This window comes from Pseudomonas sp. C11 (assembly GCF_034683865.1).
Taxonomy (GTDB): domain Bacteria; phylum Pseudomonadota; class Gammaproteobacteria; order Pseudomonadales; family Pseudomonadaceae; genus Aquipseudomonas.
In genome coordinates this window covers 1-20526 of the sequence record NZ_JAWIIP010000015.1, presented here as the reverse complement: position 1 = coordinate 20526, position 20526 = coordinate 1, and the positions used below count along the sequence as shown (strand labels likewise).

16 protein-coding genes and 1 pseudogene are annotated in these 20526 nt (G+C 56.1%); 7 read left to right on the top strand and 10 right to left on the bottom strand.

The window, feature by feature from the left end; genetic code table 11:
- Positions 1–167: 167 nt before the first annotated feature.
- The 5 genes from VC352_RS20850 to VC352_RS20830 all read right to left on the bottom strand — a co-directional run bounded on the left by VC352_RS20850 (position 168) and on the right by VC352_RS20830 (position 6720).
- Entirely contained in the window at positions 168–1967 is a 1800-nt protein-coding gene (locus VC352_RS20850; RefSeq protein ID WP_322981421.1) for an acyl-CoA dehydrogenase C-terminal domain-containing protein, read from the bottom strand.
- 62 nt (positions 1968–2029) lie between these two features.
- Positions 2030–3205 (bottom strand): acetyl-CoA C-acyltransferase, encoded by a 1176-nt coding sequence (locus VC352_RS20845; RefSeq protein WP_322981420.1) that lies wholly within the window; start codon positions 3203–3205, stop codon positions 2030–2032.
- A gap of 36 nt (positions 3206–3241) precedes the next feature.
- On the bottom strand, positions 3242–5341 hold the full coding sequence (locus VC352_RS20840; protein WP_322981419.1) for a 3-hydroxyacyl-CoA dehydrogenase NAD-binding domain-containing protein: 2100 nt from the start codon (positions 5339–5341) through the stop codon (positions 3242–3244).
- Positions 5342–5420: 79 nt separating this feature from the next.
- Positions 5421–5849 (bottom strand): hypothetical protein, encoded by a 429-nt coding sequence (locus VC352_RS20835; RefSeq protein ID WP_322981418.1) that lies wholly within the window; start codon positions 5847–5849, stop codon positions 5421–5423.
- 76 nt (positions 5850–5925) lie between these two features.
- The gene (locus tag VC352_RS20830; RefSeq protein ID WP_322981417.1) at positions 5926–6720 is read right to left on the bottom strand and encodes a crotonase/enoyl-CoA hydratase family protein; all 795 of its coding nucleotides are present in this window, start codon (positions 6718–6720) and stop codon (positions 5926–5928) included.
- Positions 6721–6979: 259 nt separating this feature from the next.
- Here VC352_RS20830 and VC352_RS20825 point away from each other — a divergent pair, with 259 nt between their 5' ends.
- The 3 genes from VC352_RS20825 to VC352_RS20815 all read left to right on the top strand — a co-directional run bounded on the left by VC352_RS20825 (position 6980) and on the right by VC352_RS20815 (position 10036).
- The gene (locus tag VC352_RS20825; RefSeq protein WP_322981416.1) at positions 6980–7648 is read left to right on the top strand and encodes a Crp/Fnr family transcriptional regulator; all 669 of its coding nucleotides are present in this window, start codon (positions 6980–6982) and stop codon (positions 7646–7648) included.
- 117 nt (positions 7649–7765) lie between these two features.
- Complete coding sequence (locus VC352_RS20820; RefSeq protein ID WP_322981415.1) at positions 7766–9331, top strand: long-chain-fatty-acid--CoA ligase; 1566 nt, start codon at positions 7766–7768, stop codon at positions 9329–9331.
- Between the two features lie 129 nt (positions 9332–9460).
- On the top strand, positions 9461–10036 hold the full coding sequence (locus tag VC352_RS20815) for a TetR/AcrR family transcriptional regulator (RefSeq protein ID WP_322981414.1): 576 nt from the start codon (positions 9461–9463) through the stop codon (positions 10034–10036).
- Positions 10037–10110: 74 nt separating this feature from the next.
- Here the strand turns inward: VC352_RS20815 and VC352_RS20810 are convergent.
- Positions 10111–10686 (bottom strand): annotated as a pseudogene (locus VC352_RS20810) (transposase); the annotation flags it as partial.
- A gap of 689 nt (positions 10687–11375) precedes the next feature.
- Positions 11376–11849, bottom strand: a complete 474-nt coding sequence (locus VC352_RS20805; protein ID WP_322981413.1) for a hypothetical protein — start codon at positions 11847–11849, stop codon at positions 11376–11378.
- Between the two features lie 454 nt (positions 11850–12303).
- Between VC352_RS20805 and VC352_RS20800 the strand changes: the two genes are divergently transcribed.
- Both VC352_RS20800 and VC352_RS20795 read left to right on the top strand, forming a co-directional pair.
- Positions 12304–12609, top strand: a complete 306-nt coding sequence (locus tag VC352_RS20800) for a MobC family plasmid mobilization relaxosome protein (protein ID WP_322981412.1) — start codon at positions 12304–12306, stop codon at positions 12607–12609.
- Positions 12599–14935, top strand: a complete 2337-nt coding sequence (locus VC352_RS20795; RefSeq protein ID WP_322981411.1) for a relaxase/mobilization nuclease domain-containing protein — start codon at positions 12599–12601, stop codon at positions 14933–14935. Before VC352_RS20800 ends, VC352_RS20795 begins: the two co-directional genes overlap by 11 nt.
- Before the next feature lie 14 nt (positions 14936–14949).
- Here VC352_RS20795 and VC352_RS20790 read toward each other — a convergent pair whose 3' ends face one another.
- The 3 genes from VC352_RS20790 to VC352_RS20780 form a co-directional block, all read right to left on the bottom strand.
- A complete protein-coding gene (locus tag VC352_RS20790; RefSeq protein ID WP_322981410.1) occupies positions 14950–16266 on the bottom strand; it encodes a site-specific integrase in 1317 nt (438 codons plus the stop codon).
- 274 nt (positions 16267–16540) lie between these two features.
- Positions 16541–16900, bottom strand: a complete 360-nt coding sequence (locus tag VC352_RS20785; protein WP_322981409.1) for a histone-like nucleoid-structuring protein, MvaT/MvaU family — start codon at positions 16898–16900, stop codon at positions 16541–16543.
- A gap of 103 nt (positions 16901–17003) precedes the next feature.
- Positions 17004–17810 carry a hypothetical protein gene (locus VC352_RS20780; protein WP_322981408.1) on the bottom strand — a complete coding sequence of 269 codons (807 nt, stop codon included), beginning with the start codon at positions 17808–17810 and terminating at the stop codon, positions 17004–17006.
- Positions 17811–18051: 241 nt separating this feature from the next.
- On the opposite strand from VC352_RS20780, the gene VC352_RS20775 reads away from it, so the two are divergent.
- Entirely contained in the window at positions 18052–19671 is a 1620-nt protein-coding gene (locus VC352_RS20775) for a dsDNA nuclease domain-containing protein (RefSeq protein WP_322981407.1), read from the top strand.
- Positions 19671–20456: a DEAD/DEAH box helicase gene (locus VC352_RS20770; RefSeq protein WP_322981406.1), complete on the top strand. Its 786-nt coding sequence runs from the start codon at positions 19671–19673 to the stop codon at positions 20454–20456. Before VC352_RS20775 ends, VC352_RS20770 begins: the two co-directional genes overlap by 1 nt.
- Positions 20457–20526 lie beyond the last annotated feature (70 nt).

Sequence of the window (20526 nt, the reverse complement as noted above, 5' to 3'; positions counted from 1 at the left end):
TTGGTAAAGACACTAAACAAATGGTCGGTAAGCGTCAAATACTCGGCCTAAGGCTTATGAGGGGAAATAATCGGCTTTGATTGGCAAGGGGGAAGAGAGCCTGGAGCCCTATGCTTAGAGACTGCCAGTGGCAGCCTCTAAGCCCGTCACTTACCGTGCTGCAGATTTCAGAACGCAAACGCGTCAGCATCCATTTGCTCGATAACAGTCAGGCCGCCATTGATGATTTCGACATGGCTCTGCGATCGCGGGAGGATGCGCTTGAAGTAGAACTGGGCCGTCTGGATTTTGGCGGTGTAGAAGGCTTCCTCACTCGTACCGGTTTCCAGTTTCTGCTTGGCCACGGAGGCCATCCACGCCCAGAGGTAAGCCATGGTCGCGTACCCTGAGAAGTACATGTAGTCGACCGCAGCGCCACCCACTTCATCCGGATTCATCATGGCATCCACACCGACCTTCATGGTCAGGTCGATCCACTGCTGATTCAACTGCTTGAGCGGATCGGTGAACTCGCTCATGAAGCGGTTGCCTTCATGGGCCTGGCAGAACTTATGGATGATCTTGGTGAAGATCTTGAGAAGCTCACCCTGGCTCTGCAGCACCTTGCGTCCCAGCAGATCCAGGGCCTGGATCTCGGTGGTGCCTTCATACAGGCAGGAGATCCGGGTGTCCCGGACGATCTGCTCCATCCCCCATTCGCGGATGAAGCCATGGCCGCCATAGATCTGCACGCCGTGCTTGGCGGCCTCCGAGCCCATCTCGGTGAGGAACGCCTTGGCGATGGGCGTCAGGATGCTCATCAGATCATCGGCTGCCTTGCGTTGCTCCTCGGTCTCGGCGCCATGGAACAGGTCGATCTGAGTGGCCAGCCAGTAAACCAGCGCCCGGCCACCCTCGGCAAAGGCCTTCTGGGTGAGCAGCATGCTGCGAACGGCCGGATGGACGATGATCGGGTCGGCTTCCCTTTCAGGCATCTTGGCGCCGGACAGGGCACGCATGGCGAGTCGCTCGCGGGCGTAGGACAGCGCTCCCTGGAAGGAGCCCTCGGCAGAGCACACGCCCTGGAGTGCGGTATCCACCCGCGCTGTGTTCATGAAGGTGAACATGCAGTTGAGCCCGCGGTTGGGCGGGCCAATCAGGAAGCCGCGAGCGCCATCGAAGTTCATCACGCAGGTCACAGAAGCCTTGATGCCCATCTTGTGTTCGATGGAGCCGCAAGCCACCGAGTTTCTGTCGCCCAGGCTGCCGTCTGCATTGACGTTGACCTTGGGCACTATGAACAGGGAGATCCCCTTGGTGCCAGCGGGTGCGTCGGGTAGCCGTGCCAGCACGATGTGGACGATGTTGTCCGCCATGTCGTGTTCGCCGGCAGAGATGAAGATCTTGGTGCCACTGATGCTGTAGGATCCATCGGCGTTGGGGGTGGCTTTGGTACGAATCAGCCCGAGGTCGGAGCCTGCATGAGACTCGGTCAGGCACATGGTGCCGGTCCACTCGCCGGTCACGAGCTTGGTCAGGTAGGTCTGCTTTTGCTCGGGTGTCCCGTGCGCATCAACGGTGTTGACGGCGCCCTGAGACAGGCCGAAGTACATCGACCATGACCAGTTGGCCGTGCCGTTCATCTCGCCAGTGGCGATTGCCAGCGAGTGGGGCAGGCCCTGGCCGCCGTATTCGACGGGGGCGGCCAGGGAGCCGAAGCCCAGTTCAACGAACTTGGCATAGGCCTCCTTGAAACCACGGGGCGTGGTGACCTTGCCATCTTCGAAGTGGCAGCCTTCCTCATCCCCCGACCGGTTCAGCGGGGCGATTTCGTTCTCGGAAAAGTCTGCGCTGGCCTCAAGAATCGAGTCCACCAACTCTCTGTTGGTGTCAGCGTAAGCAGGGATTGCGGCGTAGTGCTTCTCGACCTGGAGCAGGTCATGCAGCACGAATTGCATGTCACGAATGGGGGCTTTGTAGGAATACATCGGATAGTCTCGTCGCAAGAGGGTAGGGTGCGCCGCGTTGGACGGCGCACTGTGTGGGCAGATCAGAGCACCTCGAAGATGCCCGCCGCCCCCATGCCGCTACCAATGCACATGGTGACGCACACCAGCTTGGCTCCTCGGCGTTTGCCCTCGATCAGGACATGGCCGGTCAGGCGTTGGCCTGTAACGCCGTAGGGGTGGCCAATCGCGATGGCGCCGCCATTCACGTTCAGCTTGCTATCGGCAATGCCGAGGAAGTCGCGGCAGTAGAGCACCTGTACCGCGAACGCCTCATTGAGCTCCCAGAGATCGATGTCGTCGACGGACAGCCCCAGCTTCTTGAGTACCTTGGGGATGGCAAACACCGGCCCGATCCCCATCTCATCAGGCTCGCAGCCGGCAACGGAGAAGCCGAGAAAGCGGCCCAGCGGGCGCAGATCATGCCGGGTCGCATAGCTTTCGCTCACCAACACGCAGGCGCCGGCGCCATCAGAAAACTGACTGGCGTTACCGGCTGCCACCTGGCCACCGGGCATGGCCGGGCGGATGTTGGCCAAGGCTTCCTTCGTGGTGCCTTCACGGGTGCCTTCGTCGCGGGTCACCGTCACCTGCTTGGTGCGCAAGCCCAGTTTGGGGTCCATCACCCCGGCAGTGACGGTGATGGGGGCGATCTCGTCATCGAACTTGCCGGCCGCCTGCGCTGCGCAGGCTCTCTGCTGGCTCGTGGCACCGTACTCGTCCATCGCTTCACGGCTGATCTTGTAACGCTTTGCCACCTGCTCTGCCGTCTGCAGCATGCTCCAGTAGATCTCCGGCTTGAGTTTGAGCAGATCCGGGTCCAGCAGCATGTGCTGGTTCATCTCGTTCTGCACGCAGGAGATGCTCTCGACGCCGCCGGCCACATAGACATCGGCTTCGCCGGCGATGATGCGCTGGGCGCCCATGGCGATCGCCTGCAGCCCGGAAGAGCAGAAGCGATTCAGGGTGACGCCGGAAACCGATACCGGAAGACCGGCCAGGATGGCGCCTTGGCGAGCCACGTTGATGCCTGTGGCGCCCTCGGGGTTGGCGCAGCCCATGATGACGTCATCGATCTCCGCGCCGTCGATGCCGGCGCGCTCCACGGCATGCTTGATCGCATGAGCGGTCAGGGTGGCGCCATGGGTCATGTTGAAGGCGCCTCTCCAGCTTTTCGCGAGCGGCGTGCGTGCAGTCGATACAATCAGTGCATTACTCATATCACTCTCTCATCCGTTATGTGAGGGCCTGAGCTCTCAAGCCTTGCTGAAGTCTTGGTAGGCGTTTGCCAGTCGCTTCATGAGCGGTGCGACTGTCCAGAACGACGGGTCAGCATTCGGGTTCTGCTGGAACTGCTCGAGCGTGTCGATGACGGAGGGGAGGCCCACTTCACTGGCGTACTGCATCGGGCCGCCGCGCCAGGCCGGGAAGCCATAGCCCAGGATGTAGATCAGGTCGATGTCACTGGCGCGAGAGGCGATCCCTTCTTCCAGGATGCGAGCGCCCTCGTTCACGAGTGCGAAGACCAAGCGGTCGACGATTTCCTGGTTCGAGATCTTGCGCGGCGTGATGCCGATGGCGGCTCGATGCGCATCGAGCATTTCGGCAACTGCCGGGCTGGGGAGCGGGTCGCGACGGCCGGGTACGTAGTCGTACCAGCCTGCACCGGTTTTCACGCCATGTCGGCCGAGCTCGAAGAGGCGGGTGCCCACTTCGCTGTAGCGCAGCTCCGGCCGTTCCTGGGCGCGACGACGACGGATAGCGACACTGATGTCGTTGCCGGCCATGTCCGCTACCCGGTAAGGCCCCATGGCCATCCCGAATTTCTCCATGGCAGTGTCAATCTGTGCGGGGCTGGCGCCCTCGTCGAGCAGATAGCCGGCCTGACGCAGCAACTCTTCGATCATGCGATTGCCGATGAAACCATCGCAGACGCCCGAAACCACCGCGGTTTTGCGAATCTTCGAGGACAGCGCCATGACCGTAGCCAGGACATCGTCGGCGGTACGTTCCCCGCGAACGACCTCAAGCAGCTTCATGATATTGGCTGGGCTGAAGAAGTGCAGACCCACGACATCCTGCGGGCGTCGGGTGAAGGCCGCGATTTTGTTCAGGTCGAGGGTGCTGGTGTTGCTGGCCAGAATTGCGCCGGGCTTGAGCTGCTCATCCAGCTGTTTGAACACCTTCTCCTTGATCGATAATTCCTCGAATACCGCTTCGATCACCAGGTCAGCATCACCGAAGTCCTCGTACTTCAGCGTGGGCGTGAGCAGGGCCATGCGCTGCTCGAATTTGTCCTGCTTGAGACGTCCCTTGGCAACCTGCGACTCATAGTTCTTGCGGATGACTGCTACGCCCTTATCCAGGGCCTCCTGGTTGACCTCCAGAATCGTCACCGGGATGCCGGCATTCAAGAAGTTCATGGCGATGCCACCGCCCATCAGGCCAGCACCGACAACGCCGACGCTATTGATCGGGCGAGTCTTGGTAGTGGCTGGAAGGTCAGGGATCTTGCCGGCACTGCGCTCAGCGAAGAAGACGTGCTTCAGCGCGTGGAACTCGGCGGTCTCCAGCAGGGCCATGAAGAACTCGCGCTCAACAACCATGCCGTCGTCGAACTTCTTGGTTGCCGCCGCCTCAACGCAGTTGATGCAGTATTTGGCCGCGTTGCCGTTCGCCGTGGCCGACACCATGTTGCGCACGAACTGGAAGTAGGCCTGGGGTTGAGGGTGGGAGCAGGGCAGGTCGCGAATCTTCGGTGGGGTGATGTTGGCCTTGCTCTTGGCGAACTCGATAGCGTCATTGAGCAACGACTCTTGGGCGGAACCTACCCAATCCAAGAGCTTCTGGCCGGGAATAGCGGCCAGTATCTCGGTGGGAATGGGCTCGCCGCTGACAATCATGTTGAGCGCGGTTTCGACGCCCAGTGCACGCGGCAGGCGCTGCGTCCCCCCGGCTCCGGGGAGAAGGCCGAGCTTCACCTCGGGAAATGCGAACAGGCAACCCGGGGCGGCCACACGGTAATGGCAGCCTAGAGCCAGTTCGAACCCCCCACCCATACATACGGAGTGAATGGCGGCAATCACTGGCTTGCGGGAGCGCTCCAGCGCGCTGATTACCGTCCAGGCGGTGGGTTCGGTAGCCGCCTCGGGAGTGCCAAACTCATACAGGTCGGCGCCGCCGCAGAATGCTTTCCCTTCACCGATCAAGACGATAGCCGTGACATCGGGATTCTCATTGGCTTGGAGCAGCGACTCCATAACACCTTTGCGCAGACCAAACGAAAGTGCGTTCACTGGAGGACTTTGCAGTGTGATGACTGCCACACTGCCTTGAACTTCGTATTGCGTGCTCATGCAAGTAATTCCTTTCTTCGAGGCAAAAGAAAACCTCACTCCATGAGTGCTGCTCACGAAGTGGTTTGCGCGGTTTGGGTTAGCGGAGGACGGCGCCTACAACTAGCGCTAAGAGTCCGGCCGGAACTGCTACTGCAGAAATTCGATCCACTGTCCGTGAATGGCGGAGAACGTCTTTACGGGAATCCTTGTCAGCGGCGAACTTCCGCAGCGTGATGGGAACCAGGCAAATAATGTTTCCGGTAACGGCGATCAGGCCCAGGCCAATTTTTGTCCAATAGAGTGGGGACGACTGGCTGGGGTCGATCAGAAGTAGTCCGGTGACGAGGGCCAGTATGAATGCCGGCATCTCAAAGAACATATCGATTTTGAAGTGTTGCTGCGCAACAGCGTAGCGGTGAGCCTCATTGAGAGCACGGCCCTGCTCAATGATGAACTCTACGCCTAGCACGCCTAGCCAGAATGCAATCGCAAATATGTGCAGTTTAAGAATAACGGCCATATCCATTCTTATAATCCTTTGGAGGGCTTCTGGTGCTCAGGAGGGATTAACGGGGGCCGCACCGGCGACCCCCGTCGTTACTTCAGCGTCCCTTGAAGACCGCAGGGCGGCGCTGCATGAACGACATGACGCCTTCGCGTGCGTCTTCAGTCTTCATCAGCCGTTGGATTTCCGGTACGAGTTCTGCGGTTGCTGCTTCGGCACCTTGCTCCAGGGCCAGGCGGGCATTGCGGATGGTGGCAGCGACGCCCAGCGGGGCCTGGGCGGCGACCGTCTCTGCAATTTCCAGTGCACGAGCGAGCACCTGATCGACCGGCACCAGTTCCTGGGCCATGCCGATGCGATAGGCGGTTGCCGCATCCAGTTCATCGCCGGTCAGCAGGTAGCGCATGGCATTGCCCCAGCCGGAGGCTGCCACCCAGCGCTGGTTGGCACCGCCGAACGGGAAGATGCCGCGTTTGATTTCGATCTGTGCCAGGCGCGCGTTTTCACCGATGACCACTATGTCGGCTGCCAGCATCAGCTCAATACCGAGGGTCAGGCATAGGCCCTGTACCGCGCAGATGATCGGCTTGCTGCAGCGCTTGCCGTGAATGCCCACCGGGTCGTAAGCACCTTCCGGCAGGATTCCCCCCTTGCCCATGGCAGGCGCGACATCCATGAGATCCAGGCCGGCGGTGAAAGAGTCGCCGTGAGCAAAAATCACCGCAGCACGCAGATCGGGATTCTCTTCGTATTCCCCAACTGCAGCCGAAAGCTCCCGTAGCATCTTTAGGTTGAACGCATTCTTCTTGTCGGGGCGGTTCAGGCCAATGAGGAAGACGTTACCCCGAATCTCGCGAGTAATGGTTACGTCTGTGTTGGCAGTGGTGGTCATGTTGAGTCCTCAATCAAGGGCAGGATGTTGTGCGTTCGAGTGGATACAACGCCGGTGCGTGTGCCGTTGTTCGCCACCTGTCTGGCCATGCCTTTTTGAGGGATGCCGGAGCCGTGGCGGGGTGAGGTGGTGCCTCATATTTTTCACAGCGACTTACCAAACGTTTGGTTTGGTACGCTACGCTAGTCATCTGAGCAATGCAAGCAGCTCAGCCGAAGCCCGCGCAGTACTTGGGCTCCACCTGAGGGGAGGCTACGAAATGTCCGCGTTCAACTGGGTTGAGGATCTGTCAGACGAGATTCAGAAGGCCTTCTTGGAGCAAGCTCGAGAGCGAGTGCTACCTGACGGCGCGATCGTCTATAGGCAGGGCGATCAGGTTCGAGAGGTGTTCCAGATCGTTTCCGGCGAGATCAGGCAGTGCGTATTCACCGAGGATGGGCAGGAGGTGCTTTTTTACATCTACAAGCCAGGAGATTTGGTCTGCGACAGTGCTGTCGATGAGAATGAGCCCTACGCCGCAACGATCACGACCCGGGGGGAGACTCGACTCAGGGTCTGGTCGACGAAAGAGCTGAGGTCGTTTCGGGCGCGCTTCCCTGAGGTGGAGTCTGCGCTCTCTGTTCAGATGAGCCGACGGCTGCGTGGGGCTGTCAGGCTCATCGGTGAGCTGCTCACGCAAAGCGTAGCTTCTCGCATTGCATCAAGGCTGCTCTGGTTGCATGAGCTGGAGAGAGGGATGGCACTCAGCATCTCGCAAGCAGATTTGGGGCTGATGGTTGGGGCAACGCGGCAAAGCGTGAACCTGGTTCTCAAAGACATGAGAAAGCATAAGGTGATCGAAGCAAACTATGGGCAAATTCTCGTAACCAATGCTGCTGGATTGTCCTCCTATGCGGCTAAATCCCACCGGTTGGGCCGCAGTGCGTAGCGCTGATGAATTCTCCTGAAATGTCATGAAGCAGACGTTGTTGCTAGGGGAAATTGCCTAGTATCGCGGGTTATTGGCGCCTCCAATAACAACTTTGCGCCTATCAGGAGACATAGAATGCCGGTGCTGAAACTGTCAGAAATTTCCCGCCTCACATCGAGCGATGACGCTGAACATATTTCCCTTGTGTTCGGGGGTCGTAAGACGACGGCGAGAGAGTTGGATGATCGGGTAAATCAAGTTGCCAATGGGTTGATCGCTCTGGGTGTAGTGCCTCAAGAGCGAGTGGCCATACTCGATTTGAACAGTGACCAGTTCTACGAGCTATGGCTTGGCACCAGTCGTGCTGCAGCCGTTCTAGTGCCCCTCAATTCACGCGTCTCGGCGAAAGAGGCCGCGCAAATTCTGGCTGACTGTCGGCCTCGAGTTCTGTTCATTGGCTCCATGTATCTGGAGATGCTTGAGGCAATTAGGTCGGAGCTGCCATCTCTTGAGCATGTCATTGTAACCGGTGAGCAATATGCGAGCTGGCGCGATGCCCAGTCTGACCTCGAGCATGCTCCGGATACGACGGAAAAAGATGTGTGCCTGCAGATCTATACCAGCGGAACGACAGGCGCATCCAAGGGTGTGCAAATCACCAGTGAAAACCTGTTTAAGACTGCTATGGGGGCCTTTGCTACCGGTGAACCCCATCCTTGTCGCACCATCGGTTCGAGCGACGCAGCCTTGTTGTGCATGCCGCACGGCCACATCGCGGCCTCCATCCTGGGCGTGTTGGGGCTGGCCCGAGGCACCCGCCTCGTCATCGTGAATCAGTTCATCCCGTTAGAAATTGCAGCGCTGATTGATCGTGAGCAGATCACTTTCACTATTCTCGTTCCCGTCATGGTGCGTGCACTGATTAGCGCACTCGACTCGAGCGGCACCTCCTGCCAGAGCCTGAGAAACATTGTCTACGGCGCTGCGCCTATGCCCTCTAGCCTGCTGAAGGTGGCGATGGCACGTCTTCCCCACGTGGACTTCGGCCAGATCTATGGCCTGACCGAGACGGCCGGCCCGATTTCCTACTTGTCCCCAGAGGATCATCGGACGATTGCGCGAGGCGATACGGAGCTGGCTCTTTCCTGTGGCCGAGCCACTGCTGGCGTTGAGCTGGGGATAGTGGGTGACGATGGACTGCCTCTCGATGCTGGCGAGGTTGGCGAGATCATCTGTAGAAGTGAGCAGGTCATGGTCGGCTATTGGGCTCGCCCGAACGAGACCAGCGACGTGATCAAGGGGGGATGGCTCTACACCGGTGACATGGGCTACATGGATACGTGCGGATATCTGTACATCCATGATCGCAAGCGCGACATGATCATCACGGGCGGCGAAAATGTGTATCCCGCCGAGATCGAAAACCTGCTGTATGAGCACCCCGCAGTCGCCGATGTCGCAGTCTTTGGTGTTCCAGACGAACAGTGGGGGGAGGCAGTCAAGGCTGTTGTTGTAGTGAAGCAGGGCGCCCAGGTTACGGCCGACGAGCTCATCGCCTTTGCGAAAGGAAAGGTCGCTGGATTCAAGGTGCCTAAATCCGTCGATTTTGCGGATAACCTTCCACGCAATACCACGGGCAAGGTTCTGCGTAGGCTCGTTCGTGAGCCGTACTGGAAATCCCAAGGTCGAGATGTGGCCTGATACAGCTGGGGCGCGGCGGTAGGCCGCGCCCCGTTTGGTGGGCAAATTAATGACCGAATGTTCGGTTATTGTGGAAGCTGCTATACCCACATACAATCGAGGGCAGAGAATAGGATCAGGACATGCCGCGTGCGCCCGCCAAAAATTTCTCGCGATGAGCTGTTGCAGCGAAGCGCGAACACCTTCAAGCGACTGGGTTACCACGGAACCACCATGGATGCCCTGGCCGCAGCTTGTGGGCTGACCAAAGCCTCCTTCTATCACCATTATGCGAGCAAGGACTCGTTGCTGTTGGATGTGCTGGCGTGGTCGCACGAGCGCTCCAAACAAGCACTGTTCGCCATTGCATACGATGAAAAGCTAACGCCCAGGGAGCGCTTCCTGAAGATGGGACGGCGGGCTGAGAAGCTCTTCCGGGACGACTCTATCGGCTGCTTGATGGGCGTTGTCGCCATTGATGCGGCGTATGGAAAGGTCGAACTCATGGAGCCGATTCGACGCTTCCTGGATGATTGGAGAGACGCGCTCTTCAACCTCTACAGACATGGTCGCGGGGAGGCTGAAGCTCTTGGCATGGCCCGTCAGCTGGTTTCAGATTTTGAGGGTGCCATTCTCCTTTCTCGCATCTACGGCGATACGAGCTACATCGATGCGGTGACAAAGAGAGGCGCTCTTCCGATTGAGGACTCTAGTCAGGTTGCGTGATTTATTGCCTTGACCGTCAACGAGCGGAACAACCTCTGTATCACCGCCTGCTTTCTCTAGGGTCTGTTCCCGTTTCACATGGGAAGCCAAAGGAAGGCACAGCCATAATAGCCAAGACGCTTTCGTAATTTCTCTTGAGTTTGTCGAACCGTGATGTCAGCGCCCGGCAATACTTCAGCCCGGCAACGGCGTTTTCCACCAGATGTTGGTTGCGGTAAAGCCCTCTATCCAGATCCACGTTTTCTTTCTCAGAGGTGCGCTTTCTTGGAATCACTACCTGGCTTCCCTGTTGGACGATTTGCTCTCGGATTGCTTCGCTGTCATGGCCTTTATCAGCAATGATGCTTTCGGCGTCGGGCACCTTGGTGATCAACAAGGATGCCTGGGTGCAGTCGTTGACCTGGCCTCCCGTGACTTCAAGCACGACGGGTAGCCAGCAGGTATCTACAGCCAAGTCTGGTAAGGCTTGGCATAGCTGCCATCAATGAAACCCATTCCATGCCCGGTTCGGCCACCAGCGCCTGAAAAACCTTGAGCCACTTAGCAGGCACGGATTAGGCATTTAAGCGCTTGTAAATCCTGCTCCAGCTTTCAAATGCCCTGGGCAAGTTCCTTCAGAGGCATCCTGTGCGCATGCCATACAACGAACCACTGGGACAGTGGAATCTAGAGAGCGCGCGGCGGGCGAGATCTTGGCTAGGGTGGCACTCCGTGTTCGATACGTCCTATTAGGTCTAAGATTTCACAGCGTCCGTAACGCAATTGCAGGAGTTCCAGTGGGCATTTCATGCCCGCTGTCCTTGCTGGCGATGTCATCCAGCGTGAAGTCGCGATCGCGTTGAAAGCGAAGAGTTTGAGCGCTGCCTCCAGTACTCCTGCCATAGACTCCCCCAACCAGATCCACTCGTTCAGTTCTCCTTGCGTTCCCCCTTGTGTCTCATGGGCCTGGCAACGAGTGCTGAGCCAGCCATTACGCTCCCGGATGCACCCTAGGGCGCCGCATAGCTCGCAGATGGACTCCGACAGCCTTTCCACTAGATCAACTACAGCTTCGACGTAGTCATCCCCACCGTGATAGTAGAAACGCAGCCCCCCAAACTTCTCTTTCACCTGCGATACAACGACCTGCTCTGAGTCCCGATTATTGGAGTGCGTCTGGATCAGTTCGCAGGTTGCGTAAATCAGAGGGAACCAACCGTCCTGGCATTCGAAGCCGAACAACGGAATGCCTCCTGCCCCCTCCGTGGACAGTAGCCTTGGGTAGCAGGAGCACAGGTAGGACTCCAACTGTTCATTCATATGCGTTTCTCATTCCTGGCTCCGATGGTTCGTTGAGGCCTCAGAACCAAGAGTCTTCAAGCGCAAAACCGTGAGATTCGAATACCTCGTTAATTGCGCCGCAGGTGCGTTCACAGCGGTGCAGTTCGCAATCGGTAAAGGATGCTGTAAGGGCCAGTAGCCAGGTCAGTTCATGCAGGTAAATCTCGCGTGGATCGCAATGCCAAACCTGCACTATCGAGATGCTTGGGTCTTGGAAGTGGAAATCGTCGACCAGTTGCAGCGTTCTCTCTCTAATGCGCCAGTCGCTGAGGCTGATGGCATAGGTTTTCTGCAAGTCGTCCGCCAGCATACTGATTTCGCTTAGGGCGCTTACACCGGCCAGCGGAAGACCCGAGGCGTCGAAGTCCCGCACATAGAAATCCCGGATTCTGGGGTTCGAGATGCAGTTTCTGACCTCGGTCAGGGAGATGCTACCGGTTGCTTCGCGTAGATTGGATATCAGCCGATCGGCGATTCCGGGTTCGTTGATCATCTGTAGCTGCACCATTGGTATCAGCCTTCCCATTTCGGTTCTCCTGGTGCGAATTTGGCCGTCCGTGATCCGAGGACGGCATTCGGTGACCGCGTTTGGCTATACGATTCCAAATGCGGAAAGGTAGGGCCGAATTCGGACGTTAGGTGTCCAAATTTGGAAAAGAAAGGCCGAAGTGGGAAACACTCTCGAGGAGAGTGGTGTTCATTAAAGCGAAGAATCTGAGGGGAAATTACCGAATTTCCGTCGAAAACGACCAAGTTTCCTCGGCCATGTTTTTTTCGGTTTTCTTTATGAGATACTTTTTATCGAGCTGCGGATTTGCGAGCAAAGGCGTTGTACGTCACTTCGTTCCTCCCAACGCGGCTCGCTTTTTCGGTGCTTCGCTTGAAAAAGAAAGGCGTACTTAATACGTCAATAGCATTGACATAAAAATAATAACAAGGTGCTCATCATGGACAGAAAAACAGCGAGGCTGTGCCTCCGAATCACCCCCTCCGACAAGAAGGCCATCGTCGCGAAGGCTCGTAATCTTCATCTCAGCACGGCCGATTGGCTGATTCGCTCCGCCCTGGACCGCGAAATCATCCCACCGAGGTCAGTGTGGGATGCTCAATCGATCAATCAGCTCTCACGTATTGGCAATAACCTCAATCAGTTGGCCCACTGGGCCAACTGCGGAGTGCATATGGATGAGGAGGCTCTGCGTGAAATAGCGGTCGAGTTACGAGCTTTGCGGAGACTTTTGGATGATTTTTAAAGTTCGCAAGCATCGTTCGAAGCAGCATTTGCGCAACCTCGTCCGGTATCTTCTGTCTCGTAAGGGCAAATCGAATGAGCGGGTTTTGCGACACGAATCGCTCCTCGCATTACCCATGCTGCCTGGTGAAACCCCGCTCGGCTACGCCAAGCAATGGGCTTCCGAGCTGTGGTCATTCAGCGCCCAAGAGCGTGTCGGAAAAAAGCCTCCCGAAGATTATTTTGTTCACTCGGTTATGAGTTTTTTCCCAGGTAACGCTGAACATGAGGCGGATCAACTGACTGCCGAGCAGGCGGTTGAGCTTGCGAAAGAGGCGATGGCCGAGGTGGCTCCGGGAGAGCGGCAAGTTTTGTACGTTGTCCACGGCGATAAAGCGCATTTGCACGTCCATATCGTTTTCTCAACCGTCGAGCTTGGGGGGCGCATCTGGAACCCTCGGATGGATTTCCGCTTGTGGGAGGCTTCGGCTGCTCGATTGGAAGTAAAACACGGCCTGTACCAAGTCACGGTCGGGCGAGCGGGAGGGGAGCCCGCTCGGAGAAAATCGCCGTCTTCCAATGAGCTGAATATGGTTCTACGTACTGGACAGCCTTCTGATCGGATGCTGTTGCAACAGGCGCTCGATGCAGCGCTAGCAGGCAAGCCCTCATTTCCAAAGTTTTGGCAGCGTTTGCTTTATGCCGGTGTGACCCCCATGCCCCGTATCGCCAGTACAGGACGAGTTTCCGGAATTTCGTTTCGCTATGGTACGGGGCAACCAATGAAAGGTAGTGATCTGGGGAAAGGTTACTCCTGGAGCTCGATCGCCAAACAGTTGCACTTTGCTGGCTCTCAGCATCTTCATTTGCTTCGACCTTATGCTGCTGAGCAGCAGGTCGAGAGCGGAGAAGCTCAAATTGTCCCCAGTCCTGAAGAGCCACCTGCCTCAACTATCGAAACGCCGTACAGGCTCTCCCAGTTCATTGCGAAACCCACTGTCGACCGCATCGACTGGGTCTGGCGGAACCGCCCGAAACGGACTGCATTCGTCGAGGCACCTAAGGTTTTTCTAACAACGTCCTCTCACCAGGCGGTTTATCAGGCCATCGCTGAGCGGGCTCAGGCTCGAGGGGCTAAACAAATGGTCGTCAGAGGCAGCGAGGCGTTTCGAAGGCGGCTTTGGTACGAGTTATCGCTGCGAGGTATTTCGACCGAGGGCTACGTGCCGACAGAGGCAGATAAATTGAGATTGGAGTGGTTAGAGAATGAGCAAGCTGAAAATGGCCGAGGAAATCAGCCAGAGAGAAGCAAGACATCGAACGGAGGAGATGGCCCTGGCGTTGGCGACAACGCTCGACAGAATGCGCCAAGCGAAAGTATCGACAAGCGAAGAATTGGCGGAAGTCATGTATCCCTTGCTTCAAGCGATGACGTCTCTGGCGCTGGAGAACCAAGTGCTGCTCAAGGAAATGCGGCTGCTGATGAGCAACGAAATGAAGCAGGCGAGAGACGAAATGGCGGAGATGCGTACATTGATGAGGGATCTCAAGAGCTTGCTCGTCGACGCGAAAACCAGCCGCGGGTGATTTCATACCCATGCCCCACACCATACCTGAGGCGAGCGACTCGTTTAGGTGACGCTGCGCAATGGCGCCAAGGCATTCAGCCTGCGTTAGTTAGACAAGAGTGGCGATCAGCCCTAGATATGCTGTGGGAGCTGGAGCGTCGTTTTACGCATTGGTGCGTTACTTTCGGCATCCCCGGGGAGGATCCCATTGGTGAATTGACGCGTAGTGACGAGCTCTCACCCAACTGGTCGAACTTGCAAGTGCTCAATAGTCAGGGCGCCAATGTGCAGCTGTCTCTCACTTCGCGTGGCAGTTGGCTGCATCTAAACGGGGTGACTGAGCGTGATCTGGTGCGGCTACGAAGCGAGGGTATCGAACCGACCGTCCTGTTTGCTATTGGCGGTGTGACTGAAGTCTATGTGCATGTGAATTACGGTATCGAAAATCGGCTGGTCATGAGGCGTTTAGCCGAGCAAGTCCAGGTAGGGCTCGATGCTGTCGTGCAACCGCATATCGGTGCGGTGACATTTCCGCTCCCTGGGTTTGATTGTTGGCAGGGCGGACGCTTGAAGAATTTCAGCAATGTCCGTCTCAACTCAGCAACGATAGGTGCGCAACTGTCCGTGCAGTTAAGCGCGCTGAAAAGGGAGGTTGGATGCACACGATCGTTAGTTCCACCCGTTACACATGATGCTGAATTGCCAACATCTGCAGCTCAAGTAGTCCAGCGGAAGGAAAATTCGATGTCGGAGAATTCGCCTCGCCCGGGTGGATACTGAGCGAGGCGAGGTTCTTAGCGGGGACGCGATACCGGCGGCTTCCGTTTCTCCTTGTGACAGTGCGGCTTACGGCGCTGCAGTTGTTGGTATTTCTCCCATGAGACATGGGAGAGGTCGACGTCAGGGTTGATTTGCGCGATTTTCTCCATACGGAGAGGCAGAGCGAAATGTTCACCATAATTGATCGTAACGTCATCCTTGGTGCCATGCCCAATGAGTTTCTTGATCATCATCTCTTGCACGCCAAGCTTGTTGCGCAGCGTGTGGACGAATGTGTGACGGAAGCTATAGAGGCACGCGCCTTGCCCTTTATAAAGGCCGCATGCCGCCAAATATCCGTAGTCCTTTGCGCCTTGACCGCTGAACCAGCGAGACGCTGTCCGCGCAAAACCATGCTTTCTGTCATAGGGGAGCTCGGGAAATAGCGGGCGATATCGTCCGCCTTCGTTGCGACGCATCTCAACGAAATCTAGAAAGCCGATTTCTACTAGCTTGGGATGGATGGGGATATCTCTAGCGCTAAATCGGTTCTTAAGTCGCTGCTCTGGCCCTTCATCAGTTACACGCATGACCGGTATGTTGTCTACTTTGAAAACATCGCCTGCGTAGAGCTGGCATATCTCACCTGGGCGTGCACCGGTGAAAAGGCCCAGCAGCGGAAGCCAGAAACAGTAGCTGAAAGGTGTCCATTGGAATTTCTCATTGGCGTTGGTGGTGTAGATACGGCTATTGAAAATGCCTTCCAACTCCGGAGGGGTAAACGTCCTGTAGTGCGACTCAGTGGTTGAAAGGTTGGGTAACATGACCTCGTGCAGAGGCAGGCGCCTGGGCAACCATTTTGATTCGTCGCAGAAGGTGATGAACTTCTTCAAGAGATTGAAGTAGCGATGGATGGTTTCGCCACAGATGACATCATCTGGCGAGATTTCTGTGAGCAAGGGACTATCAGGCGGTAGTAGCTCCAGCGTGTTCTTTTTCTTGAACTCGAGAGACTCTTTCAGCTTTGTAAGATCTTGCAAGCTAAGTGAGCTAACAGCTCGGTCTCTCCCGAGGAGGTCTATGATCTGCTGTAGTTGGGATCTATTCTTGTAGGCAGTGCCGTGCTTCCAAGCACCGTTTACCAAAAACGCACGGTGCATTCGTTCTGCAGCTTGTTGGAGAGATAGCGAAGGAGGGGAAGACTCCTGAGGCAGCGAGGCCAGTGGGGCTCCGAGGATGGCCTGCAGCTCGTCCGGACTATTCAGCAGCTGTTGGAGTTTGGTCGCGATGACCGCAGAGTTAAAACTGGGGTATTGCGGTAGGTTAAGCGTTACGAAGTTTGTACATTGCATCTAAGCTCCAGGGTGCTCCATAGTGGGGCCATCGGGAGACATGTTTGATGGCCGGGCCTAGGTCTTGCCAGGCTTGAGCTCGAATATAGTGCTGGTTTTTAAGCTGTCAATATGTTCCGGTTGAAAATATTACTATTTTTATGTTGACGTCTTTACAGCCTCCGACTGGTAAGTGCTGTAGCGGTGTCAATACTTAATATATAAAAAATCCTAGTGCTACATGCGGCATAAAAAAGGCACCTCGCGAGGTGCCTTGTGGCGGATCGGGACTGGCTTACTGAAGCCAGCTTTCAACGGCATCAGCGCCAAACTCTTGCTTCCAGAGCTTCAATACTTTGTGGTTGCCGCCTTTCGTCTCAACAACTTCACCGGTCTTGGGGTTCTTGTAGATTTTCACTTTACGTTCGCGGCGCAGACTACTGCTTTCGGCTGCGGCGGGGCGTCCGAGACGCTGCGGATCCAGCAGCGCGATCACTTCTCTGAGGCCGACTCCGTACTGAGCCATGAGCTGACGCAGCTTGTTCTCGAACTCAATTTCGCGCTTCAGGCCATCATTATTCTTCATGGCGTCGAGTTGCTTAAGCTGTGCGGCGAGCTGAGTTTCTAGGGCTTTAAATTCTGCAAGTTTTGACATGTGATGGACTCGTATGGAGGGCGTGTATAAATCTTAATCGACGATTGTAAAAAATACGACCTATTGAGCTACCGCTGACCCAGAAAGACTCCGGTCAAAGATGCTACGCACACATTTCACATCGAGTTATGTTGCTTATGTACATGCCCGGTTCGCGGTGGACGTCCTTGATACGCTCAGGGTGGTAGTGATCCTTGATGCAGTCAGCCGCAATATCCTCATGGATGACATAGCAGGGGGGCGAGTCAATGCCGAGGTGCTTACCTGTCACGTTCTGCCCCCAAGCGGACAAAATCATGGTCGCGACTTCAGTTATCTGTCTGGGGCGGATAAGGGAAAAAGGGATGTCCACTTCCAGAACGGTGGGCACGCCAATCTCGCGAAGTCTCCAGCGGTAATCCTCTCCATATCGGTCAAAGCGGGTTAGCCTGGCAGCCAACGACATCAGGTATTCGCTGCCATTGATGGAGTAGTGTCCGAAGTCATCAAGCATTTTGCGATCGTCCCCGGTCAGCCAGATTTTCCCTCTCTCACTGGTGCTCCGGCGGCCCAGCTCATCGATAGCTTTCTGGAGTTGATTGGGATCGACGTCGTGGAACAGCTCTCGAAATCGAGCTTGAATTCGGTCTGGCTGATGTCCTTGCAGGCCATGCTCGTAGTAAGAACGGGTGTTCTCAGGGCGGCAGCCATGGAACGCTTTCGCATGGCTGTAATAGCTCGTCAGCACTTCACAGAAAGCAGGTACGAGATCTTCGTGATTAGGCAGCCAAGACAGGTCGTCTGACCAGCATCTGGGCCGTTTTCGCTCAAGGCGTCGGCGCAGGGTAGGATCTAACAGCTCACCTGCGTAGAAACGAATCGAGCCGAGCCAGCTGCGACGATTACGCCAGTCAAGTGTCCGTTGTTTCATCTGTTTTCCTTGAGTAAGGCCGGAGCCATGGGGGCTCGTTACAGGCAATCCAGAGCGCTGAACGCCTTTGTAGCTTGCATATCGGCGCGATACATCTCCCAGCATTCCCAAAACGTTGCAATCTAAAACCAGCCCACTGAAACACGAGACCATTGGTCGAACTGCTTTGTGAACGAGTATGTGATAGCGTTTTGCCAATCGGGTGGCCGTCACCCTATCGAGGCAAGCAAGCAGGGATGTTATGGCAGAGGTTTCGCGTCCGTCGAACAAGGGTGGGCCTGCAGCAAGGCAAGGCTTCAAGTATCAAGATCACGTTGCTGCGTCATTCATCTTGAAGATGCTTGCTGACAGCAATTACGTTCAGGTTGAGTGCGAAACGGCGGATGATATCGTCGCGGTCTACTACCAGAGCGAGACGCTGGTCAATGAGTACATCCAGGTCAAAACCACGGAAGATGACAAGAAGTGGAATCTGGATCAGGGCACTAAGCTAGACAACCGCAAACCAAACACGTCGCTGTTTCAAAAGTCACTCCTGTGCGACAGACGCCCTGGGGCTGCTCGATTTCGCATCGTCTCCAAGCGCGATGTTGCTAATGTCTTGAGATGCTTCACCGTCGAGCTGGACACGCGGGCTCTTCCCGACGAGGCCACGTCGCGTGGCGCCAAGCTCGCAAAAAAATTTCCCAAGACCCTCTCTGACCAAAAACGCGATTTCAATTACTGGGCAGACAACTTTGTCTGGCAGGTAGGCGGTGCCATGGGCTCCATAGAAGCCATGAACATGAAGCTGCTTTTCGAGCTTGCCGAGCAACATGGCGTGAGCCCAAATCACAGCCAGTGCAAAAAGATCTACGCGGAGTTCCTGGAGTGGGCCGACGAGGCGGCGACCGCAAACGTGATCACTGACGCCGCCAATAAGGTCATCGCGCGAGAGCATGCATATAACCGCCTGGAGGCGCTATTCCAAGCTGCAGAACGAGATTCGGCATCCTACGCCAAACCCTACCGGACAAAGCCGGAACCGTTCTTGGTGGAGTTCCACGCAGCCACTGAGGCGAGCCTTTTGAGATCGCTTACTGGTTTTGACGTTCAGTACGATTTTGAGGAGTGGCAGTGCAGTGAGTTCGCCGAGCACTTGGTGCAATGGCTTCCAGAGTTCTGCCTGCGTGCTAGCGAAATCGCCAATTTCCAGGTCCACCATTCCAGAGAAGTGCTGGCTAAGTCGGTCGGTAAAATCAATGAGGCCTCGCTGCCGCGCGAGAGACTTCTTGCCGAGGTGATCCTTCACTCGATTTTGCGCAGCAAACACAGCAGCCAACCGATCGCATGCAAGGTCTTCTTCGAGGAACATGGGAAGCTTTCTGAGTTCGGTAATGCCCATGTCGTGCAGGAGCGCGGACGCCCTGATGAGCTATGGCTTGGCCTGTCGAGGATGATCTTTACGGGAAAAATGGACGAGAGCCTCGAGGAGATCAGCAGGGTGCTTGACGCCACCATTTCCAAGACCGTGCTGATCGCTGAGAGAAACATCATCGTCACACTACGAGAGCCTCAGCACCATCGGCCAACCGCCGAAAAATTCAATGCTGTACTCAGTTGCAACGCCAGAGCGGAAGACCTTCTGAAGGTGCTGTGCTTCCCTATTCTCCTTGCCTATGACAGCAACACATTGGCCGGTGGCTATCTGGCCCAGTACATCACCAACCTCAAGACCGAGGTCACCGAACACTACACCGCACTGACTGAGAAGCTCTCTTCGAAAATCGATCAGGTTCGCGTAGTGGTCTACCTGGTTCCCATTCAGAGCGCTGTGGAGCTGATCAAAGAGTTCGATTCGATTTGTGGGGCGCACGCCTGATGAGCTACGAGAATGTCAAAAGACAACTGGAGGCGCTGACCGCAGACAGCGGCTCAAGGATCGAGCTACTTTCAGAGCTCAGTTTGATCGTCAATAAATCTGACCCTGAATGGGAGGGACGGGATCTGGTAATCCGTGCCTTGGATAAGCTTGCATTGTTTGACCAGGTCGAGCAGTCCTTGCTGTTCAGTCTGGTGCGCGCCGTCGGACTATTTCCCTACATATCCAAGTATCTGGATGTGATCTCGTACTCCGACCGGCTCGCCGTTGAAATGCACCGTGTCGAAGGAGTTGAAAAGGGGTTGGTGTTTCATCGGCTACAGGCTCATGTCTTCAGCCTGCTGATGCAAGGTAGAAACGTTGTTCTGAGCGCTTCGACTAGCGCTGGGAAGAGCCTCGTAATTGATGCTGTCCTTGCACAAAGAGACTTCCGAAAGGTCGTGGTGATCGTGCCCACCATAGCCTTGATTGATGAGACAAGGCGCAGACTGACTAGACGCTTTCGATCACGCTGCAACGTCATCACACACCAGAGCCAAGAGGCCGCACCTGGCGTCACCAACGTCTATCTGCTTACTCAAGAGAGGGTTCTTCAGCGTGATGACTTGGATGATGTCGATTTCGTTGTTATCGACGAATTCTACAAGCTAGATCTCGCCAGCGATGGTCATGAAAACGATCGAGCAATCGACCTGAGCTTAGCCTTCCACAAGCTGGCGAAGCAGAAGGCGCAATTCTATCTCCTAGGGCCGCACATCCAGAATATTCAAGGGCTAGATGTGTAAACCCAGCACGTTGTTCAGTGGAAGCGGCGCTCTGCTGATCGGGGGCAGGTATCCGAGGCTGGCGTGCAGT

Bases quoted from the DNA above. Each gene is read 5' to 3' on its own strand.
- VC352_RS20850 (WP_322981421.1), bottom strand. From the start codon at position 1,967: ATGTATTCCTACAAAGCCCCCATTCGTGACATGCAATTCGTGCTGCAT.
- VC352_RS20845 (WP_322981420.1), bottom strand. From the start codon at position 3,205: ATGAGTAATGCACTGATTGTATCGACTGCACGCACGCCGCTCGCGAAA.
- VC352_RS20840 (WP_322981419.1), bottom strand. From the start codon at position 5,341: ATGAGCACGCAATACGAAGTTCAAGGCAGTGTGGCAGTCATCACACTG.
- VC352_RS20835 (WP_322981418.1), bottom strand. From the start codon at position 5,849: ATGGATATGGCCGTTATTCTTAAACTGCACATATTTGCGATTGCATTC.
- VC352_RS20830 (WP_322981417.1), bottom strand. From the start codon at position 6,720: ATGACCACCACTGCCAACACAGACGTAACCATTACTCGCGAGATTCGG.
- VC352_RS20825 (WP_322981416.1), top strand. From the start codon at position 6,980: ATGTCCGCGTTCAACTGGGTTGAGGATCTGTCAGACGAGATTCAGAAG.
- VC352_RS20820 (WP_322981415.1), top strand. From the start codon at position 7,766: ATGCCGGTGCTGAAACTGTCAGAAATTTCCCGCCTCACATCGAGCGAT.
- VC352_RS20805 (WP_322981413.1), bottom strand. From the start codon at position 11,849: ATGATCAACGAACCCGGAATCGCCGATCGGCTGATATCCAATCTACGC.
- VC352_RS20800 (WP_322981412.1), top strand. From the start codon at position 12,304: ATGGACAGAAAAACAGCGAGGCTGTGCCTCCGAATCACCCCCTCCGAC.
- VC352_RS20795 (WP_322981411.1), top strand. From the start codon at position 12,599: ATGATTTTTAAAGTTCGCAAGCATCGTTCGAAGCAGCATTTGCGCAAC.
- VC352_RS20790 (WP_322981410.1), bottom strand. From the start codon at position 16,266: ATGCAATGTACAAACTTCGTAACGCTTAACCTACCGCAATACCCCAGT.
- VC352_RS20785 (WP_322981409.1), bottom strand. From the start codon at position 16,900: ATGTCAAAACTTGCAGAATTTAAAGCCCTAGAAACTCAGCTCGCCGCA.
- VC352_RS20780 (WP_322981408.1), bottom strand. From the start codon at position 17,810: ATGAAACAACGGACACTTGACTGGCGTAATCGTCGCAGCTGGCTCGGC.
- VC352_RS20775 (WP_322981407.1), top strand. From the start codon at position 18,052: ATGGCAGAGGTTTCGCGTCCGTCGAACAAGGGTGGGCCTGCAGCAAGG.
- VC352_RS20770 (WP_322981406.1), top strand. From the start codon at position 19,671: ATGAGCTACGAGAATGTCAAAAGACAACTGGAGGCGCTGACCGCAGAC.